The sequence below is a fragment of the Bradyrhizobium sp. AZCC 2230 genome, from assembly GCF_036924495.1.
GTDB classification, from domain to species: Bacteria; Pseudomonadota; Alphaproteobacteria; order Rhizobiales; family Xanthobacteraceae; genus Bradyrhizobium; species Bradyrhizobium rifense.
Genome location: NZ_JAZHRS010000001.1, coordinates 7,655,268 through 7,672,768, shown reverse-complemented (window position 1 = coordinate 7,672,768; position 17,501 = coordinate 7,655,268). Strand labels below are relative to the sequence as shown.

The window sequence follows — 17,501 nt, the reverse complement described above, 5'->3', positions numbered from 1 at the left end:
CCGACGTCGCCCACCCACCGGAAGGAGTAGCTGGCATGGCCGGCGCCAATGCGTCGCAGCGGCCTCGCCGATTCGTGCTGCCGGAGGCGGTCATCCGCGCCGCCCCGCGCATCTGCTGGGCGCTGACGTCGGTCGGCCTGTTCGCCGGGATCTGGGAACTGCTCTGGCTGTGCGGGGTGACGGACCCGAAACTGCTGCCACCGCCTCATATCTTTCTCGGCAACTTCCCCGAGCAGGCCAAGTTCTTCAATACGGCGCAACGCTGGCAGATCGGCGTCGGCCTCAACACCGGGCCATCCGCCGGCATGGCGCTCGTGATCACCGTGCTGGCGTCGGCGGCGCGGGTGTTCGCGGGATTGCTGATTGCGTCGGCCCTGTCGATCAGCATCGGCGTGGCGGTGCGGTATTTTCTCGTGGTGGAGAAGCTCGCCCTGCCGACCATCACGCTGCTGTCGCCGGTGTCGCCGATCGCTTGGCTTCCGGTCGCGATCTTCGTGTTCGGCATCGGCAACGCGCCGGCGATCTTCATGGTCGTGGTCGCGCTGTTCTTCCACATGGTGCTGGCCACCGTCAGCCAGATCGACGGCGTCAATCGCAACCTGATCAATGTCGCGCGCACCATGGGTGCGTCGAAATGGCAGATCTACAGCCGGGTCATCGTGCCGGCGATCCTGCCGGGCCTGCTGATGGTCCTGCGTCTCAATATGTTCGGTGCCTGGATGGTGGTGCTGGTCGCCGAATCCACGGGCGTCGGATATGGCCTCGGGCAGGTGATCATGCTGGCGCGCAACACCTTCAATCCCTCGCTGGTGTTCTTCACCATCGCGCTCATCGGTCTGCTCGGTTTCTGTTCCGACTCGCTGATGCGGCTGCTGCAACGAAAGATCCTGTATTGGGTGCCCGAGACGACGGGGGTGCTGCGTGGTCTCTAAAGCGTTCAAGCCGATCTCATCCCAGGACGCCGTGGTCTGCCGCAACGTCAGCAAGGTGTGGGCGGAAGGCACCAAGCGGGCGCATGTCGCATTAAGCGACGTGGACCTCGACGTGACGCCCGGCGAGTTCATCGTCCTGCTGGGTCCCTCCGGCTGCGGCAAGAGCACTCTGCTCTATCTGATCGCCGGCCTGGAACGGGAATCCGGCGGCGAGGTCTGGTCGTTCGGGGATCGCGTCGTCGGTCCGTCGCCCGAGCGCAGCCTGATTTTCCAGGAGACCTCGCTGTTTCCATGGCTCACCGTGGGGCAGAATGCGAGCTTCGGCCTCTCTATCCGCGGCGACAGCGCTGGGGCCCGTAGGACCGCGGCGCGCGAGGTGCTCGCCCGCGTCGGCCTGACCGAGGCGATCGATAAGCGGCCCGACGAACTGTCCGGCGGCATGCGCCAGCGCGTGGCCGTCGCACGCGCGCTGGCGATGCGGCCCAAGGTACTCTTGATGGATGAGCCGTTTGCGGCGCTCGACGTGCAGACGCGGGCCAAGATGCAGGACTTCCTGCTCGACGTCTGGCGCGACAGCGGCGCGTCGGTTCTGTTCGTCACCCATCACATCGATGAGGCAGTGGCGCTCGCAGATCGGGTCGTAGTGTTCACGTCACGTCCAGGCCGCATCAAGACGATCGTGCCGGTCGATATCCCGCGCCCGCGGGATCCGTTTTCCTCCGAAGCCGAACTGCTGCGCCGGCAACTGACCGAGCTGATGCGTGACGAGGTCGATCGCGCCTTCGCTGAGCAGGAAGCGCTTGCCGCCACTGCCTGACTAAAACGATCTGACCAAGTCCTACCCCGCACGTCGTCCGCGCCAAATCCGGAGCACCGCCATGTCCGCCTCCCTCATTCGCAGCCGTGCCATCATCGCCCAGGCGCTGGATCGCCAGACTTGGCAACAGATCGACGACGGCGCCGTGCTGCAGGAGGATGGCGTCATCGCCGCGGTCGGCACCTACGCGGACCTGCGCAAGCGCTATCCGAACACGGCCGTGATCGGCAGCGGCAACGAGATCATGCTGCCGGGCTTCGTCAACGGCCACCATCACGTCGGACTGACCCCGGTGCAGCTCGGCTCGCCCGACATGCCGCTGGAATTGTGGTTCATCACCCGCATGGTGACGCGCAATCTCAACATCTATCTCGACACGCTCTATTCGGCGTTCGAGATGATCGCATCCGGCATCACCACGGTGCAGCACATCCACGGCTGGATGCCGGGCACGCTCAGTGAGGTGGAAGCGAAGGCCGAACAGGTCGTCCGCGCCTACGAGGATATCGGCATGCGGGTGTCCTATTGTTACGCGGTGCGCGATCAGAACCGGCTAGTTTATCAGGCCGACGATGCGTTTGTCGCGAGCCTGCCGAAGGAGCTGCAGGGACCGATGAAGCGCTGGTTCGAGCGTTTCAAGCTCGGTCTCGACGACGCGATGGGCATGTTCGAATCGATGTACGCCCGCCACAATAACAAGCCGAGGGTGAAGATCCAGCTTGCGCCCGCGAACTTGCACTGGTGCTCCGACAAGGCGCTGACCTTGCTGTCGCAGACGTCGAAGAAATACCAGGTGCCGATGCACATGCACCTGCTCGAGACCTCGATGCAGAAGCAATATGCCTGGTCGCGCGGCGGCTGCACCGCGGTCGAATACATCGACCGCTTCGATATGCTCGGCCCGCACATGACGCTGGGCCACGGCGTCTGGCTCAGCGAAAAGGACATCGCGCGCATAGCGGAGGCCGGTGCGTGTGTGTGTCACAACTGCTCCTCCAATTTCCGGCTTCGCTCCGGCATCGCGGCGCTCAACCACTTCGAGGCCAAAGGGATCAACACCGCGATCGGTCTCGACGAAGCCGGCATTAACGACGACCGAGACATGCTGCAGGAGATGCGGCTGGTGCTGCGCGCCCATCGTGTGCCGGGCATCGGTGACGAGGTTCCCACCATGGCGCAGGTGTTCCGGATGGCGAGCATCGGCGGCGCGAGGACCACCGGATTTGGTGAACAGATCGGGACGATCGCGGAGGGCAAAGCCGCCGATCTATCCCTAATCGACTGGAAGCAGATTTCCTATCCGTATCTCGATGAGGAGATGCCGATGCTCGACGCGGTGATTCAGCGCGCCAAGACCGACGGCGTGCGCACCGTCATGTGCAACGGCGAAGTGATCTACGACAATGGCCGCTTCACGCGGGTCGATCGCGAGAACGCGCTCAAGACACTGCATGACGAACTGCAGCACGCGCTGAGCGATGATGAGGTCGAACGGCGCAATCTCTCCAAGGCGCTGCTGCCGCATGTGAAGAAGTTCTACACCGGCTATGTCGATCCCGCGAAACACGAGCCGTTCTACCGGCAGAGCTCGCGAATCTGACGCGGGAATCAACAGGCGTTTGCCCAAGCTGCCATGGTTCACGAAACTGCTAACGTTGGTTGTGGTACCCGGGGACTCCATTGTATGATTGCTTATAACAGACGAACACCGAGCATCTTGCCCCTGACCTCATGGCTGTCGGTCGCGGACTTGTCCCATTGGCCATCATGCGCGGCGTTGGATCGCGAGACGATCCGGCGCAGCAGAAAGACGATCTCGCCGATGACGAGCTCCGCGACGCTTCGGGTATTGGAGAAAGGCGCATTGAAAACGGGAATCCCGTTCCGCCTGGAGGTTTCGACATCAACCCGGTTGGTGCCTACGCTGAAGCAGCCGATGGCGATGAGCCGGTCCGCCGCCTCGAGAATGTCTGCGGTGATCTGCGTGCGTGAGCGGATACCGAGTGCACACCCCTGATGGCTTCCTTCAGCGCTTCCCCATCGAGGGCATTCGACAAGCGCGTCACGCTGGAATAGCCCGCGGTCGTCATCGTGTGCACGGCACTGTCATTCACGCCTTCGAGAAGCAGAACCCGAATCTTGTCTTTGGAGAGCGAGAATTGCGAAGGATACTGGATTTCTATCACAATAGCGATGTCCTGAAGAGATGTGTCAAATGCCGGCTGTCGTGTTCGGGGCGGAAACCCAACTCCGCTCGAAGCTGCATTTGCTGGTTACGATTCTATTCGATTTCAGAGTGCACATGCGGAGAGCCTGCTGCGCAGCATTTAACCGTCAACTCGTAACCGATTTCGCCCTTTTCGATTGCGAATCCGGTTGGCCATCGCTGGCCACTCCTTGGGGCTTCCCGTGTTGCGTACGCTTTCCTTGTGTACATGCTGTCGCCACTACCCCGGCGCAGCGGCTGGGCGTATTTTTCGCTCTGCTCACCCAACCGTATCAGCCTTCCCCGAAAGGGTTGTCGGGTCGGCCTGCGCATTGTCCTTTTCGAGGCTTGCGAGGCGTTCACTCGCGTTGCGGCCTGCACACTCGCGCTATCACCAATTCGTGACACGCTAACCGAAGGCTTCAGCCATTTCGTCTCCTCCATGACTGCTCCGGTTGCTTCCGGCTGGAGCGGTTGCCGGGTGGGCCTCGCACCCACTGGAAAGCGCCGCCTTTCCACGGCGCACACCCAACTCGGACATCGGCCCGATTGATGCTCGCGTCGAATAGATGGCCGTTTGCCGACTCAAGAATCAAGGAGTGCTGCGGCACTGCTTTCCGCGGCCGGCTTGCTTGGATTGCTTGTGGCCGTATCTCTCAGTTGACCGTTCATGGGACGTGTAGCGTCAGATGATCGCGGGGTAGCGAACCTCGGTCATCATGCCTGTCATCATGTGGTACAGGTTGTGGCAGTGAAACGCCCAACGGCCGGGATTGTCTGCGTCGAAGGCGATGGTGACGCTGCCCATCGGCGGCACCAGGACGGTGTCGCGCACGGCACCTGCGAGTTGGGCACCGTTTATCGCAACCACCTGGAAGGCGTGGCCGTGCAGATGCATCGGATGCGCCATCATCGTGTGATTCACCATTTCGATCGCCACACGCTGACCGTGGGCGATCAACAGCGGGGTTACGTTGGGCCAGTATTCGCCATTTATGGACCAGGCGAGGGTCACGCGGTGCGTCACGTCGGACGCGCGGGACGCCAGCGGGATGACCGCTTCGAGGCGACGTTCAAGCGAGAGATCGACCGGCGGCGCATTTTCTCCGGCCTCCGCAGCGAGGCGCGACACCACCGCGCCAGACGCTACAAGGACGATTCCCGTGCGTGCCCGCTTGCCCTCGACCTGGGCGAAGATTGGATAGGCACCGTTCCCCGGAAGATCAATCAGCACGTCAAGCCGCTGCGCCATGGCAAGCGGGAGACGGCTGCCGCGCGCCGGTCGAACAGGATGGCCGTCGACAGCGACGACGGTGCCGCTGAGCGCACCGAGATCGATCCAGAACTGCGTCGCTGACGCACCGTTGATCAACCGCAGCCGCACGCGACCGCGCGGTTCGGTGCGGATGACCTCCGGATCGGAGAACGTGCGGTCATTGGCGAGGAACGCGTCATAGTCGATGTCGTTCAGGTCCATCGCGGGGCCGGGCCCCATGTTAATGGCTCCCATAGTCTCCGAGTTCATGGCGTCCATGCTCCCCGAATCCATGTTCATGCTGTTGCCCATCGGCATCGCGCTCTGACCGCCGTTGGACTTGGTAAGTCCGGCGAGCAACTCGTCCGGCATTTGGAAGCTGAAATCATGCAGCATCAACACCACCTCCTGCCGGTCGGCGCGCATGTCCTCGGGGCTGCGCACGATCAGCGGCGCCGTCATCAGGTTCTGTTCCTGCATGCCCTGATGGGAGTGCATCCAGTACGTGCCGGCGATCGGCACGTAATCATAGGAGCGGATCTCGCCCTCAGGGATAGGCGGCGATTGCGGCCAGGGAAAGCCGTCCTGCCTCCAGGGTGGCAACTGGCCGTGCCAGTGTACAAGGGTGGATGTACCCGCCTGATTAGCAAGATCGACGTGAAAGCGCTCGCCTGGCGAGAGCGTGATGCCAGGGTTTCCGTTCGGCCCGACGAGGCCGAAGACTCGGGCCGGTTTGCCGTTGACGGCGAGAGTTCTGGTGCCCGCAGTAAGGCGAAACCCGGCGGCGTGGGGCTCGGTCGCGGCAGCAGCCCGCTCTTTCGTCAGGAAGATCGTGCCGGCGATGGCAACGCCGGACGCAAGGATCTGCCGGCGGGTCAGGCCCGTGGGCCTTTCATTCTCTTTCATTGCAGCTTACCCATTTCGTTCACGTTCGGACACTAGTCGAGACCCCACACATAGCGGATGAGCCTCTCGTATGGCCCGCCAGTCTGCCGAGAAGGGCCGCTTGGCCTTGCCCTCCGAAGGCGAAGGTCACACGTTCAGCTCGTGCGGGCAGCGTAATTGTCGCCATCGCCCCCATCTCCGCCCGTAGCCCAAACGGACCCGGCGCAAAGCGGTTGTAGGCGAACTCGTTCGTAATCGCGGAAGTCGCCAGATGGTTCAACGCCGTATACCGTCCCATTGCTCGAGCACCGCACCATCATTGGCATGTTCCTGCTTGTCGATAGCTCGATTTTCGACGACATCAGATCGATCGACAAGACGCAGGTCTCCGGAGCGCCTGACTACGCGCTCGCGTATTCGAGGTTGATTCTTCCCGCCCATTTGGTTGAAAAACGCATCCCTGGTTCTAGGATCGACCATCTCGACCGTTGCGACCTATCCGAGCGTCGCAGCTCATTCGGCGGCACACGCTCTAACTCACGAGCGCATCGTCTTCCACGCCGACAGGGGCCACACGAACAGTCATTCCAATCACCTACGCTGACCCGTCCTCGGTGAGGGACTCAGCGCCGCCGCTGCGGTGTTCGCGATTTCGGCGTCAGTCTCCTTGCTCAGGCCGGCGATACCTACTGCGCCCACGACTGCGCCATTGACACGGATCGGCATGCCGCCGCGCAGCACCGGGATGCCGGCAGTGACGAAGGCCGTGCGGCCCTGGTCTATGCTATCCTCGATCTCTGCCGTCGACCGTTGTAGCCGCGCCGCCGTTCGTGCCTTCTCGATGGCGAGGTCCGCACTTGCTGGGCGAACGCCATCCATCCGCTGGAAAGAAAGCAAATCCCCGGCAGGATCGACCACTGCAATTGCTGAGGGCGCACTGCGCTGCTGCGCGCGCTCCTTCGCTGCTTGCAGGATCGTTTGGGCTCCGTCTTGATCGAGAGCTATTATGTCGATGGTTTGGGCCCGAACTGACAAGCAGAGGACCGTCGCCAAGATACCAACGCTGATTCCAAGTTTCGTCATTGCGAGCTGACTCCGACCGGTTAGAGTTCAGCGGCGCGAGGGCACTATCGCTGAGGGCTTGCGTTGCCAGACCTATGAAGTGCCTTTGGTACGAACGAGATAATCAACAATCGCCTTGGCGTCGTCAGGGCTGATCGGAGCCTTGTAGGCCCTGAACATCTTGTTGACGACTTCTTGCCAGGCTTCCCTGGACAACGAGGGCTGATTCAGCACGTGGTCGGCAGAGTGGCAGGCGAGACAGTTGTTGTTGATCGCATCAGATCCAAGACCGGCGGGAAACATCGCGTCGCTGGTGGGGACATCCAGCTTGAGCGACTTCAACGTGGTGATCGTTGCAGCGTGGCCGGGATGTGACAACAGAACGAGACCGAGACCAGTGGCCATCGCCAGAATAGCACGGAGCATTCCTGATTCCTCCTCAGGCCGCGACCACATGGGTCGTTTCAACAGTATTGTAGATGTAGCCGGCCGGATTCCAGATCTTGAAATCGGGCTGCGCCTCGTTTTTGATGTTGCTGCAACGAACCATCAGGGTGTGCGCGCCGCGAGCAGGCAGCGTAAATTGCGTCTGCCATTGCCGAAAGCCGTATTTCCCCAGGTCGGCACCGAGTTGGGTGGGCTGCCAGCTCGTGCCGCCATCGATCGAGAAGTCGACGCGGGCAACGCCGCAATCGCCGCCGAAGGCGATACCCCGCGCCGAAACCGGCGCCCCCGCCGGCAGGCCGTCGCCGTTACGGATGTTGGTGATGAACGACCGCGGAACATTGCGGGTCACCGGCACCAAGTTGAAACCGGTCTCGCCAGGCTTGACGTTGTTGTGCGGCGTCTCGGGCACGCGATAGCCAGTCGCCGTCCAGTAATTGGTGTCGGGCTGATCGAGCACTTCGATGTCGTTCAACATCTTGATCCAGTAGACTCCGCACCAACCGGGCACAACTAGCCGCAGCGGAAATCCGTTCAGCAAGGGAAGCTGCTCGCCGTTCATGGCGAAAGCGATCATCACCTCGCCGTCGCGAGCGTGATCGATGGTGAGCGACTCAAAAACTTCGGTGCACCCTCCATCACCGGCTCATCGAGGCCGCCGAAGCGGACCTGAATGGCGCCGGCCTTTACACCCGCCCGGTCAAGCACATCCTTGAGACGTACCCCCGTCCAGATCGCGTTGCTCATCGAACCATCTGCCCATTGAGCTCCGGCGACGCGTGGGACAGCGTATATGCGCGAATTGCCTGCGCATTGGTTGACCGCGGCGATGTCGAATCTTGGCAATCCCTCTAAAATATCCCTGAGCGACAACGAGAGGGTCTGTTTGACCTGGCCGCGCACCGTCAGACGAAAGCTATCCACATCGATGTCGCCTGGAAAATTCGCCCAGTGCCAGCTAACATAGTGCTGGTCGTTTGGGGTGAATACGCCCTTGTCGAAGACTTCGAAGGGCGTCTCAAGCCATGGCGGACTCGTACGCTGCAAGATCATTCGGCCCTTTTGCGGATAGGATGTAGTGATTACCCGCGTGCTCGGACCGCCAGGCACGCGCAGATCGACCGTCTCTTGCGCTAACGCCGACGAGGACATTAGTGCCAGGCTCGCAATCCCCATTCCAGCCAGCACGCGCCGTCGCGTCAGCCCCGATGGTCGCACGCCGTGATCCTGCATCAGCTGCTCCTGACCTTTGCCCTTGTGGTAGGGCCGAACCTGATGCGTGGCGTCAGACTTGACGCACAACTTCAGCCGGCCGGAGTGTTCGCACTGCATGCAGGGCCCGCCTGCCGCACGGTTTTTCGTCTGCCATGAACGCAAGCCAAGCGCCTCATTTTCCGGATGTAGGAAGGAACGCGCACTATGCTCATCACGCTTGAGTGTTCGGCGACGACTGCTGAACGGATGCCCGGAAAACGTTCGTGAAAACTCTAATCTTGAACTTGCGCGCGCGAGCTCGGCTACGTGATTGCGGAGATGTGTCGGGTCGCGGCGACGAAGTATCCACCTGCCGCTAAAAACTGACCTCAGCGCGGGACCGCGCTGAGGTCTTCTCATGGCAATCGACGCTTAGGCAGTCGATTGACGTTTCAGACCACGAACAACATCGATAAGCGACGGTCGATCAACCGCATATCTTGCGGGGTTGCAGACGCCAGCCATGCGCAGTATGCACCCGCCGCCGAAGAACGTGGCAACTGCCGTCATCGTAGTAAGAATCGTCGTAAGTGTAGTACGGATAGTCGTAAGCGTAATCGTCCCAGGAGCCATACGGCCAGTAGCCGTAGTGGTGGTGCCCGTAGTCGCGGCCATTAAATCCTCGAACGACGGGACCGGGGCCAAAACCATGGATACCGCCATTGTTGGATCCGCGAACCATGGGTCCGGGGCCAAATCCGTAAAGTCCTCCGGCGAAAGCGCCACTATGGAAGCCGCCGCCGCCAAAGCCGCCCATGCCTCCTCCGTGGAAGCCACCGCCACCGGCAAAGCCGCCGCCACCATGTCCACCTCCGCCTCCGCCTCCGCCTCCACCTCCACCGCCACCACCGCGCGCCTGTGCACCCGTCGCGAGCAGAGAGCCGGCAAGGAGGGCAATTGCCAATACCATCATCGTCTTTTGTCCAGTCATGAATCTTTCCTTTCGACGCGCAGAACCATCAGTGATCATCGTGCTTTTCGCCCCAGCCCTCATGTGGTCGCGCGACTCCGAATAGCTAACGGGAACTTTCGAAGGCAGTAATCGGAGCAGCCGATGGCACTGTCATCAGCGCAGAAATGGATGATGCTGATCAGTCGCGCAGGTTCGAGGATACGGACCGACGCTCCTGACAGGCGTTGCCGTCATGGGCGGCTACTGACGCGCGGCTTAGCGCGCTGTTAATGCTTCAGTGTCCCGGTCAGATGCAAATGCCCTCTTGGTAACATTCAGACACTTTCGGATTAGATTCCCGAGCATCCTGAATTCGACGCTACGCGAGGATGTCGGCCGCCAAGCCAAGACCAAGGTCCGGAACGGCTTGTCTGGAGAAAGCGGCCGAAGCACAACATTGCGAGTTGAAGCAAGTTCTGAATCCACCGCAATCTGGGGCATTAGCGTGACACCAAGTTCAGCGGCCACCATCTGGACAAGCATTCGCAGGCTAGTCGCTTGGAAGACCTCATTGCGAACCGGATCCGCGATCCGGCATGCCTGCAGTGAATGGCTGCGCAGGCAATGTCCATCCTCGATCAGGAGCAACTGCTCGTGCGCAAGGTCATCACGGCTCACCGCCTTGTGATGGCAAAGAGGATGGTTGCGCGGCATCGCTACGACGATTGGATCTTGCACGATTTCCATCCGCTCGACGTCCCCAAGGTCATAAGGAATTGCCACCAACAAAATGTCGAGCTCTCCTCCAGCGAGCTTGTCCAGCAGCACCGCAGTCGGTGCCTCCCGCACGTACAGCTTGAGATTCGGCAGCGCGGTGCCCAGATGCGACAGCAGCGAGGGCAGAACATACGGCCCGACTGTCGGGATTACCCCGAACCGGAGCGGCCCGGACAATGGCTCCTGCGCGTTGCGAGCCAACCCGACCAGTTCTTCGGCGTCGACCAGGAGACGCTGGGCACGCGTCGCGATCTCTTTTCCCAAGGGCGTCAGCATCACGCGGCGATGGCAGCGCTCAAACAGCGCTATGCCCAGCCGTGCCTCGAGTTCCTTGATTCCTCCGCTCAACGTCGATTGCGTGACGGCACAGCTTTCCGCAGCGCGGCCGAAATGGCATTGCTCGGCAACGGCACACAGAAAGCGGAGCTGTTGAAGACTGGGCAGGATAGCCATCGGCATATTCAATGAAGCTGTGGATCTTTATCCATTGGACCAATGGCAAAGAAGGGCGGGCCCTCCGCGCACACACACGACATAAGAACCAGCAGCTGACCCTTCCATGGTCCGGTGCCTATAAATCAATCGCTTGCGAACATCTCACCATCCGGTGAAGCACTGTGAAACATCGTCAACATGCGGCCGCGAGCACGCTGGAAGAGTTCACGAAGCATATTCGCGAGGAAAGCGATCGCTGGAGCGCGGTCATCCGCGCCAATGATATCAAGCTTGACTGGGCGGGCGCCGAATATGCAAGTCCATCGCCATAGTCGAGATCAGGCCGCCGCCAGGCTCATCGCGTTCGCGAACGGGATGCGCGTTGCACCAACCATCTACATTGCTGCCGAGTTGTGGATTGTGGACTCATGAAGCGGTAAACGAGTCTGGTGCTTGCAGACCGGTGTGCTCGGCGATCTGGCGCGACCCAAGCCGAATCCTGCCCCGTAGCCATCAAGAGAGTGTGTCGAACTAACGATCGGTCTGGACCCCGAGGACGCGGTCTCGATCGAGCCCGTGGCAAGATCGTCGAGCTTGGCATGCTCAGGCTCACCTATTTGTTCGACAGCCGGATGGGTCGGCTCATCGACGCGTTCAGCTGGTTCAATCTTCAATCGGCCACCGATTGCCCGGAGCGGGCTCGACGCAAGACGATCCGGACTGGACCAAGCACTCGCCCTTCGAACTCAAGGACGAGCTCAAGCGGCGCGGCCATTGCTCGAGCGACGGTGCCGACGGCAGACCACGGTCCTGGTTCATCGACGTTGGGAGCGCCCAAGCCGCAGAAATCAAATACCTAGAGAAGACCACCTATCAGCGCGAGTTCGAGCCTCGAATGCAGATTTTGACTGCCTTCGACCGCTTCTCCTACCAGGACCTATGGGAACAAGGTCTATCGATCAGTTCCGATGTCCGTAGCCTTCGCCGATCCATCCCAAGCAAGATTGCGCGAACGTTGTGGTCGTACCGCGCTCCATGCACGCCGATAGGGCCTTGAGAAACGGCGGCTGATCTTCCTTTTCGGTGAAGTATTCGGCAGCTCCGTTTATCACAAGCTGCTCATGCCGATGACATTTGGGCAACAATGGCGACGGATTTTCCTGCGCGCATAGCATCCGACAGATGGGCCGCTCACAGCTGTCCGTCCATGTCAGAATGCATCTTTGAACCGTGCGACATAGTCGGGGCTCCCGTAGACCCACATAGGCTCGTCGCATTGGCTTGGGCCGTGGTCGGTCATACAAGCAGCGCTCCAAGGCGGAGCCGCAACCTCGCGCCCCACGGTTTCGAATGCCTGAGGGGGAATGCCGCCTTCGCGCGCTCGCGCCTGGCCTTCGTGCGTTCGCGCTTGAATGGTGGCCGGCGTAGCTAGTGGGGCGACGAGTAGCAGTGCTGCCAGAAAATAGTTCATCCTCATCGTTCGGTCCTCGTTTGCGAATGGCTCGTCTCTCTTCGTCGTCAACACGAAATTTTCGTAGCGCTCGAAATCGGATCATCGAGTGACTTCCTGCGGTAATCAGAAAATAGCGACGATCCATGGACCGGCCACTAAATTTGCTTTTAAACCACTTGGCGCGAACAGCCGTGACGAAAGCTGCTGCGCTGCCATATCGGGCGCGTATCGCGAGCCCGCGCACGCGAGGCGCCAGCTCGTAGCAGCCTTCACGATCAGTCAATTTTGTTTGAAGCCAATGAGCACCCCGCAGAATACGCAGACTAACACTCAATTTTTGTTGGCTCGGCCGGATTGCGGATCTACATCGAGGCCACGTACATCGAGCAACCAATTAGCCACAACATAAGATCCACGTTCGTGGCAACGTTCTGCTCGCGATTGTAACGTGATCATCGCAGTCGTCGGCGTGGCTGGCATCCTCAACAAGGTGGGCCCGGCTAATGAATCGCAGGGCAGCACCAGCCCGCAGAGGATCACGGCTGCGGCATTGTCGAGGGCTCACGCAATCGAATTTCCATCAGAGCCGCGTTCCGAACGGCGCTAACGATGGAGTTTCGGCATGGAAAAGCTTTCCGTTCCCTGCATCGCTCTTACGTTGCCATATCGACCACCGCGGCGTTTGCCCGCGGCGTATGGGAGGGCACGGCATAGGATGTCGCCTATGTCGATGACGGGGGGCGCCTACGGCACCAGCCCGCCACACCCAGCACCACTCATCGGGCACAGCGCTTTCATCGCATGGCGGAGGCCCCCATGAAAGGACCACTGCTTGGCACCAATCCCGCTATCAATCGTGAAGATGCGAAGGTCGATAAAATGATAAACTCGATCTGCCGGAGCTGCTGATCCCTGCGGAAATGTCGGCACTCACCATTATTGACGCCGCCAATCAGTTTACGCATTTGACCAAGGCGCGAGGCCGCATTCAATTCCCGTCAGAATCCTCCAGCAGTGAAGCCAAAGGGCTGAACCACGTCATAGGCGGCCTTTGTGACCGACACGGCATAGCTCGCTGTAAGCGAGCCGAATGGCGAGGCCCAGGTCAGCCCGACGCCGACGGACGAGCGGATGACATTCTTGTTGGCGACCTGTAACGCGGTTCCGCCGACCGTGTTCGCGCCGCTATAGCCAAAGACGCTGCCAGCATCGACGAAGGCCGACGCCCTGAGGCCGTATTCGTTTGGCACGCCAGGGATTCCGCTTTGCAGCTCCGCCGTCGTCGCCCAGTACATGCTACCGCCGACATTGTCCATCGTGGTGCCGGGCGTTAGGTCGCGCGGACCGAAGCCATTGGTCGCAAATCCGCGGACCATGGTAGGCCCGCCGAAGAAACTGTTCATCAGCGGCACCTGCTGTCCGCCCCAACCGGTGATGTACCCGCCTTGGGCGCGGACCAGGCCGCCGACGTCGCTGCTGAGCGACTGGTAGTAGCGCACGTCCTCGGCGGTCCGCAGGAATTTGACATCGCCGCCGAGGCCGGCAAGATCCTGGCTAAGTTGCGACTTGATTCCACTGGTCGGATTCTTGGCATCGTCGAGCGTACTGTATGTTGTCGTGCTGCCGATCGACGAAACCCAAGCCGGACCGTACGCCGCGGCCTGTTGGATGGCCAATGAGGGTGGCAAGCCTGAGTTGGTCGCGCCAAGCGTAATATCCTGATTGTAGACCGAGTAACGCCACTGCACGCCAAGCTGCTCGGTGATCGGCGTACCGATCTGAAACGTGCCGCCATAACTGGTGCTGTTGTAGGACTGATAGCTGGTCACGTCGGTCTGCCGGCCGAACAATTCGATCCCCGCCGAAACCTTGGTACCGAGGAAATAGGGCTCTGAAGCCGTCAGGTCGATCCCGCGTGCATACTGCCCATACGTCACCGAAGCCTGGACATTGTTTCCGGTACCATGGAAATTGCGATCGCTCGCCTTCACCTGGACAAGAGCGCCGTCAGTCGTCGAGTACCCGCCGGAAATGTTGAAGTCGCCGGTCGACTCGTCGACGGCTTCAACATCCAGGACAACGCGATCCGGTGCAGAGCCCGGCCGGTTCGAGATCTTGACCGTCTTGAAATAGTTCAGGCTCTTCAGTCGACGCTCGGCACGATCGATCAGTGTCTTGTTGTAGGCATCGCCTTCGGCGATATCGAATTCGCGCCGGATCACGTAATCACGGGTGCGCGCGTTGCCATGTATTTCGATGCGCTCGACATAGGTGCGCGGTCCCTGATCGATCACGAATGCGACATCGATCCGTTGCGCGGCAGCAACGCGAGTGACGCGCGGCGCGGCTTGGGCAAAGGGGTAGCCCAGTCTCGCCAGCTCGACTGCGAGATTCTCGCTGCTCTTGTCGAGCGCGTTGCCGTCGAACACTGCGCCAGTGTGCGCCAATGGCAATCCGCGAAGTCTTTCCGGGGCAAGTCCCGGGACGTTGCAGACGACGCTGACGTCCCCGAAATGATAGAGCGATCCTTCCTCGATGACGAAGGTCACTGCGAATCCTTTGGCTGTGGGATCGTATTCGGCTCGGGCCGATGGCACACTGGCATCGGCATACCCCTTGCCGCGGTAGAATAGCCGCAGTTGCTCCTGGTCCTGGGCTATGCGATCGGGATCATATGCGTCCGCGCCGGTCAGGAAGCTCAACATGTTTGTGGCCGACGTCTTGATCACGGCACTGAGCTGTCGTTGGCCGAAAACATGGTTGCCCGTGAAGTTAATCTGCCGCACTGGCGTTTTGACGCCTTCGGTGATCCCATAGACGAGGTCGACCCGACCGTTGCCGCGGTCGATGATTTCCGGCGTCACACGAACATCGTCACGTCCGACGTGCCGGTAGGCCTCCAGGATGCGGCCGACATCCGCTTGCACCGAAGCACGTTGCAAGCTGCCGCGCGGCCTGGATTCTATCGCTGCGGCAAGATCAGCATCCTTTACCTTCCTATTGCCTTCAAAGGCAACGCGATCGAGCACCGGTGCTTCGGTTACGTGCACGGCCAGCCGTTCGCCGACGCGCTCGATCGAGACCTTGTCGAACAGTCCTGTTGCGACCAGCCCCTTCAATGCCGCGTCGCGCGCAGCCTCGTCGAACCGCCGGTCGGGCGCGGCATGAAAATAGGAGCGAATGGTATCGGCTTCGATCCGTTGATTGCCCTCAACGGTGATTGAGCCCTGTAACGACAATGCGGTCCCGGCTGCGGCCGCCGACGCGGCGACCATTCCGACCGCGAGGGCAACCCACCAGCCCGTCATGCGCGGCCGAGACAATCGCCAATGTTGCATGATGCGTTTGGTCTTTATGTCCTACCGGCTCTCGCCGACTGGCCGTGATCGAATTGCTCGCGCGGGGCAAAAGAATGTCTTACGCAAGGTCAGTTGCTGGCAGGATTGGCCCTGGGTGCCACAATTTCAACGCCTCACCTTAATCTACGCATTCTCAGAATTGTCGTAATGGTCGCCTCATGCTTTGGGACCGAGACGCTCGCGCTGCGCGGGCCGCATGCGCCAACGCAAGGAGCATCACATGCGTTTTGCAGCTCTCATCGCCGCCTCGCTCATGCTGATTGAGCCGGCGCTCGCGGAGAAGACGCTAGACATCGATCCTCGCGCTTCGCTCGCCGTGGTCCAGCAGTGGATCTACAACTACCGCGCCAAACCCGACTACGCCCACATTCCAGCGGCCGTGCGCGTGCTCTTCCATTCGCAAAGCTTCAAGGAGCCGGAGAATTCCGGCATTTATCTCGGGTTCATCGCGGGCGCGATCGGCTCCGATCCGGCAAGGGCCGAACAGCTCATCGAAAGTTTCTTTCCCATACCGCCGGAAGATGAGTGGGTGATCGTCCGCGCTATCGCCTATTCGGGACTGCCCGACTGGCGAAACATATTGCGCCGGCTTGAGCCGCGGATACCCGAGCGCAGCGTGATGATCGACGGCTATCTCTCCGGTAAACTGCCGATTTTGACCGCGATTCCGTTGGAAGAGGCAAAGCCCGGCATGCTCGACAAGCTGCGGGGCGCGTTCGCTCGAAATCCCTTTTCCAAAGATGAGAAGAAATTGAACACCACCCTGACGTATGCCGGCAATCAAGACCTGCTGGACACCTTATGGGGATATTATTTCGCGACTGGGTCTCACCTGCCGGTTCAGCGCATCATCCAGATGCTGCCCTGGAGCAAAGGCCGCGACACCGTCGACAAGCTGACGGTCGGCAGCCTCGCGCGCTATACGCTGGCAAGCTATGCGATCCGTGATGCCAGCTTGCGCGACTATCTGCGCAGCGAACTGGTTACGCAACCGGCATCGATCAGGGGCCCCCTTGCAGAGGTGGTCGAGGCCGCCGATACAGTGGAAATAGGGGCGTTGCGCAAGGATGCCTTGGCTGCTGTCGATGAGCTCAAGATCAAAGGCTCGGACAGCCGGCGTGACCTGGACTTCTGGGGGCAGCTTGGTGTGGGCGCGGTGGCCTTGGGCTGTGTTTCGGCGGCGGCGCTGGGGCAGGTTGCGGTTGGGATCCCGTGCGTGATCGGCGGCTCGGCCTCGCAAGGCTTGTTGCAATTCTGGGAGAAGCAGCAGTGATCGATAAGACGCAATCACTCAACGTCTCCTTACGAACGGTCACTCTCGAATATATCGTACATTACGAAACCGTCCAATCTCTTGCCCCTGCCGCTGGATGGTTCTGATCAGTGCCTGCGCTTTTCATTTCGTCCTGCCTGCACCGGCAGGCGCCGTTCTTGCCAGGCAGAAATTGGCAAATGTCTACCTGTGACAACTCCGAAACAACGCAGTCGCTTCTACAGAAATTGGGGACGAGTTTGGCGTCAGAGAAACGCCACTACAATTCTGCCGCGGACCTCGGGCCCGGAGAGTCGATAGAGCGTCCGATAAACCCGTCGGCCGTAGCTCAACTTCTGACGATTGACGCAAAGCCGGCGCAATCGCAGCAAGAGAGCCAAAGTTATTGCGAAACCAATGGATACATTTCAGTTCGTCGCCGGCCTCTCGCCAGTGCAATTCTGTCAACGGACAATGT

10 protein-coding genes and 2 pseudogenes are annotated in these 17,501 nt (G+C 60.6%); 4 read left to right on the top strand and 8 right to left on the bottom strand.

Annotation, left to right across the window (positions count from 1 at the left end; all coding sequences use genetic code 11):
• The first annotated feature begins 35 nt into the window (after positions 1–35).
• The 3 genes from V1280_RS36650 (at position 36) to V1280_RS36640 (ending at position 3,349) form a co-directional block, all read left to right on the top strand.
• Positions 36–932: an ABC transporter permease gene (locus V1280_RS36650; protein WP_334535496.1), complete on the top strand. Its 897-nt coding sequence runs from the start codon at positions 36–38 to the stop codon at positions 930–932.
• A complete protein-coding gene (locus tag V1280_RS36645; protein WP_334535495.1) occupies positions 922–1,749 on the top strand; it encodes an ABC transporter ATP-binding protein in 828 nt (275 codons plus the stop codon). The genes V1280_RS36650 and V1280_RS36645 overlap by 11 nt, the downstream gene beginning before the upstream one ends.
• A gap of 61 nt (positions 1,750–1,810) precedes the next feature.
• The gene (locus V1280_RS36640; protein WP_334535494.1) at positions 1,811–3,349 is read left to right on the top strand and encodes an amidohydrolase family protein; all 1,539 of its coding nucleotides are present in this window, start codon (positions 1,811–1,813) and stop codon (positions 3,347–3,349) included.
• A 104-nt stretch (positions 3,350–3,453) separates the two neighbouring features.
• Here V1280_RS36640 and V1280_RS36635 read toward each other — a convergent pair.
• From V1280_RS36635 to bamA, 8 genes and pseudogenes are all read right to left on the bottom strand, one after another.
• Positions 3,454–3,926, bottom strand: a pseudogene (locus V1280_RS36635) (phosphoglycerate dehydrogenase); the annotation flags it as partial.
• A 714-nt stretch (positions 3,927–4,640) separates the two neighbouring features.
• The gene (locus tag V1280_RS36630) at positions 4,641–6,116 is read right to left on the bottom strand and encodes a multicopper oxidase family protein (RefSeq protein WP_334535493.1); all 1,476 of its coding nucleotides are present in this window, start codon (positions 6,114–6,116) and stop codon (positions 4,641–4,643) included.
• Between the two features lie 570 nt (positions 6,117–6,686).
• Positions 6,687–7,178 (bottom strand): heme-binding protein, encoded by a 492-nt coding sequence (locus V1280_RS36625; protein ID WP_334535492.1) that lies wholly within the window; start codon positions 7,176–7,178, stop codon positions 6,687–6,689.
• Positions 7,179–7,250: 72 nt separating this feature from the next.
• Entirely contained in the window at positions 7,251–7,583 is a 333-nt protein-coding gene (locus tag V1280_RS36620) for a cytochrome c (protein WP_334535491.1), read from the bottom strand.
• Between the two features lie 13 nt (positions 7,584–7,596).
• Positions 7,597–8,834 (bottom strand): annotated as a pseudogene (locus V1280_RS36615) (molybdopterin-dependent oxidoreductase).
• A gap of 448 nt (positions 8,835–9,282) precedes the next feature.
• Positions 9,283–9,786 (bottom strand): hypothetical protein, encoded by a 504-nt coding sequence (locus V1280_RS36610; RefSeq protein WP_334535490.1) that lies wholly within the window; start codon positions 9,784–9,786, stop codon positions 9,283–9,285.
• Between the two features lie 237 nt (positions 9,787–10,023).
• Complete coding sequence (locus V1280_RS36605; RefSeq protein ID WP_334535489.1) at positions 10,024–10,977, bottom strand: hydrogen peroxide-inducible genes activator; 954 nt, start codon at positions 10,975–10,977, stop codon at positions 10,024–10,026.
• 2,433 nt (positions 10,978–13,410) lie between these two features.
• Entirely contained in the window at positions 13,411–15,687 is a 2,277-nt protein-coding gene (gene bamA / locus V1280_RS36600; protein WP_334535488.1) for an outer membrane protein assembly factor BamA, read from the bottom strand.
• A gap of 304 nt (positions 15,688–15,991) precedes the next feature.
• On the opposite strand from bamA, the gene V1280_RS36595 reads away from it, so the two are divergent.
• Positions 15,992–17,044 (top strand): hypothetical protein, encoded by a 1,053-nt coding sequence (locus tag V1280_RS36595; RefSeq protein WP_334535487.1) that lies wholly within the window; start codon positions 15,992–15,994, stop codon positions 17,042–17,044.
• Positions 17,045–17,501 lie beyond the last annotated feature (457 nt).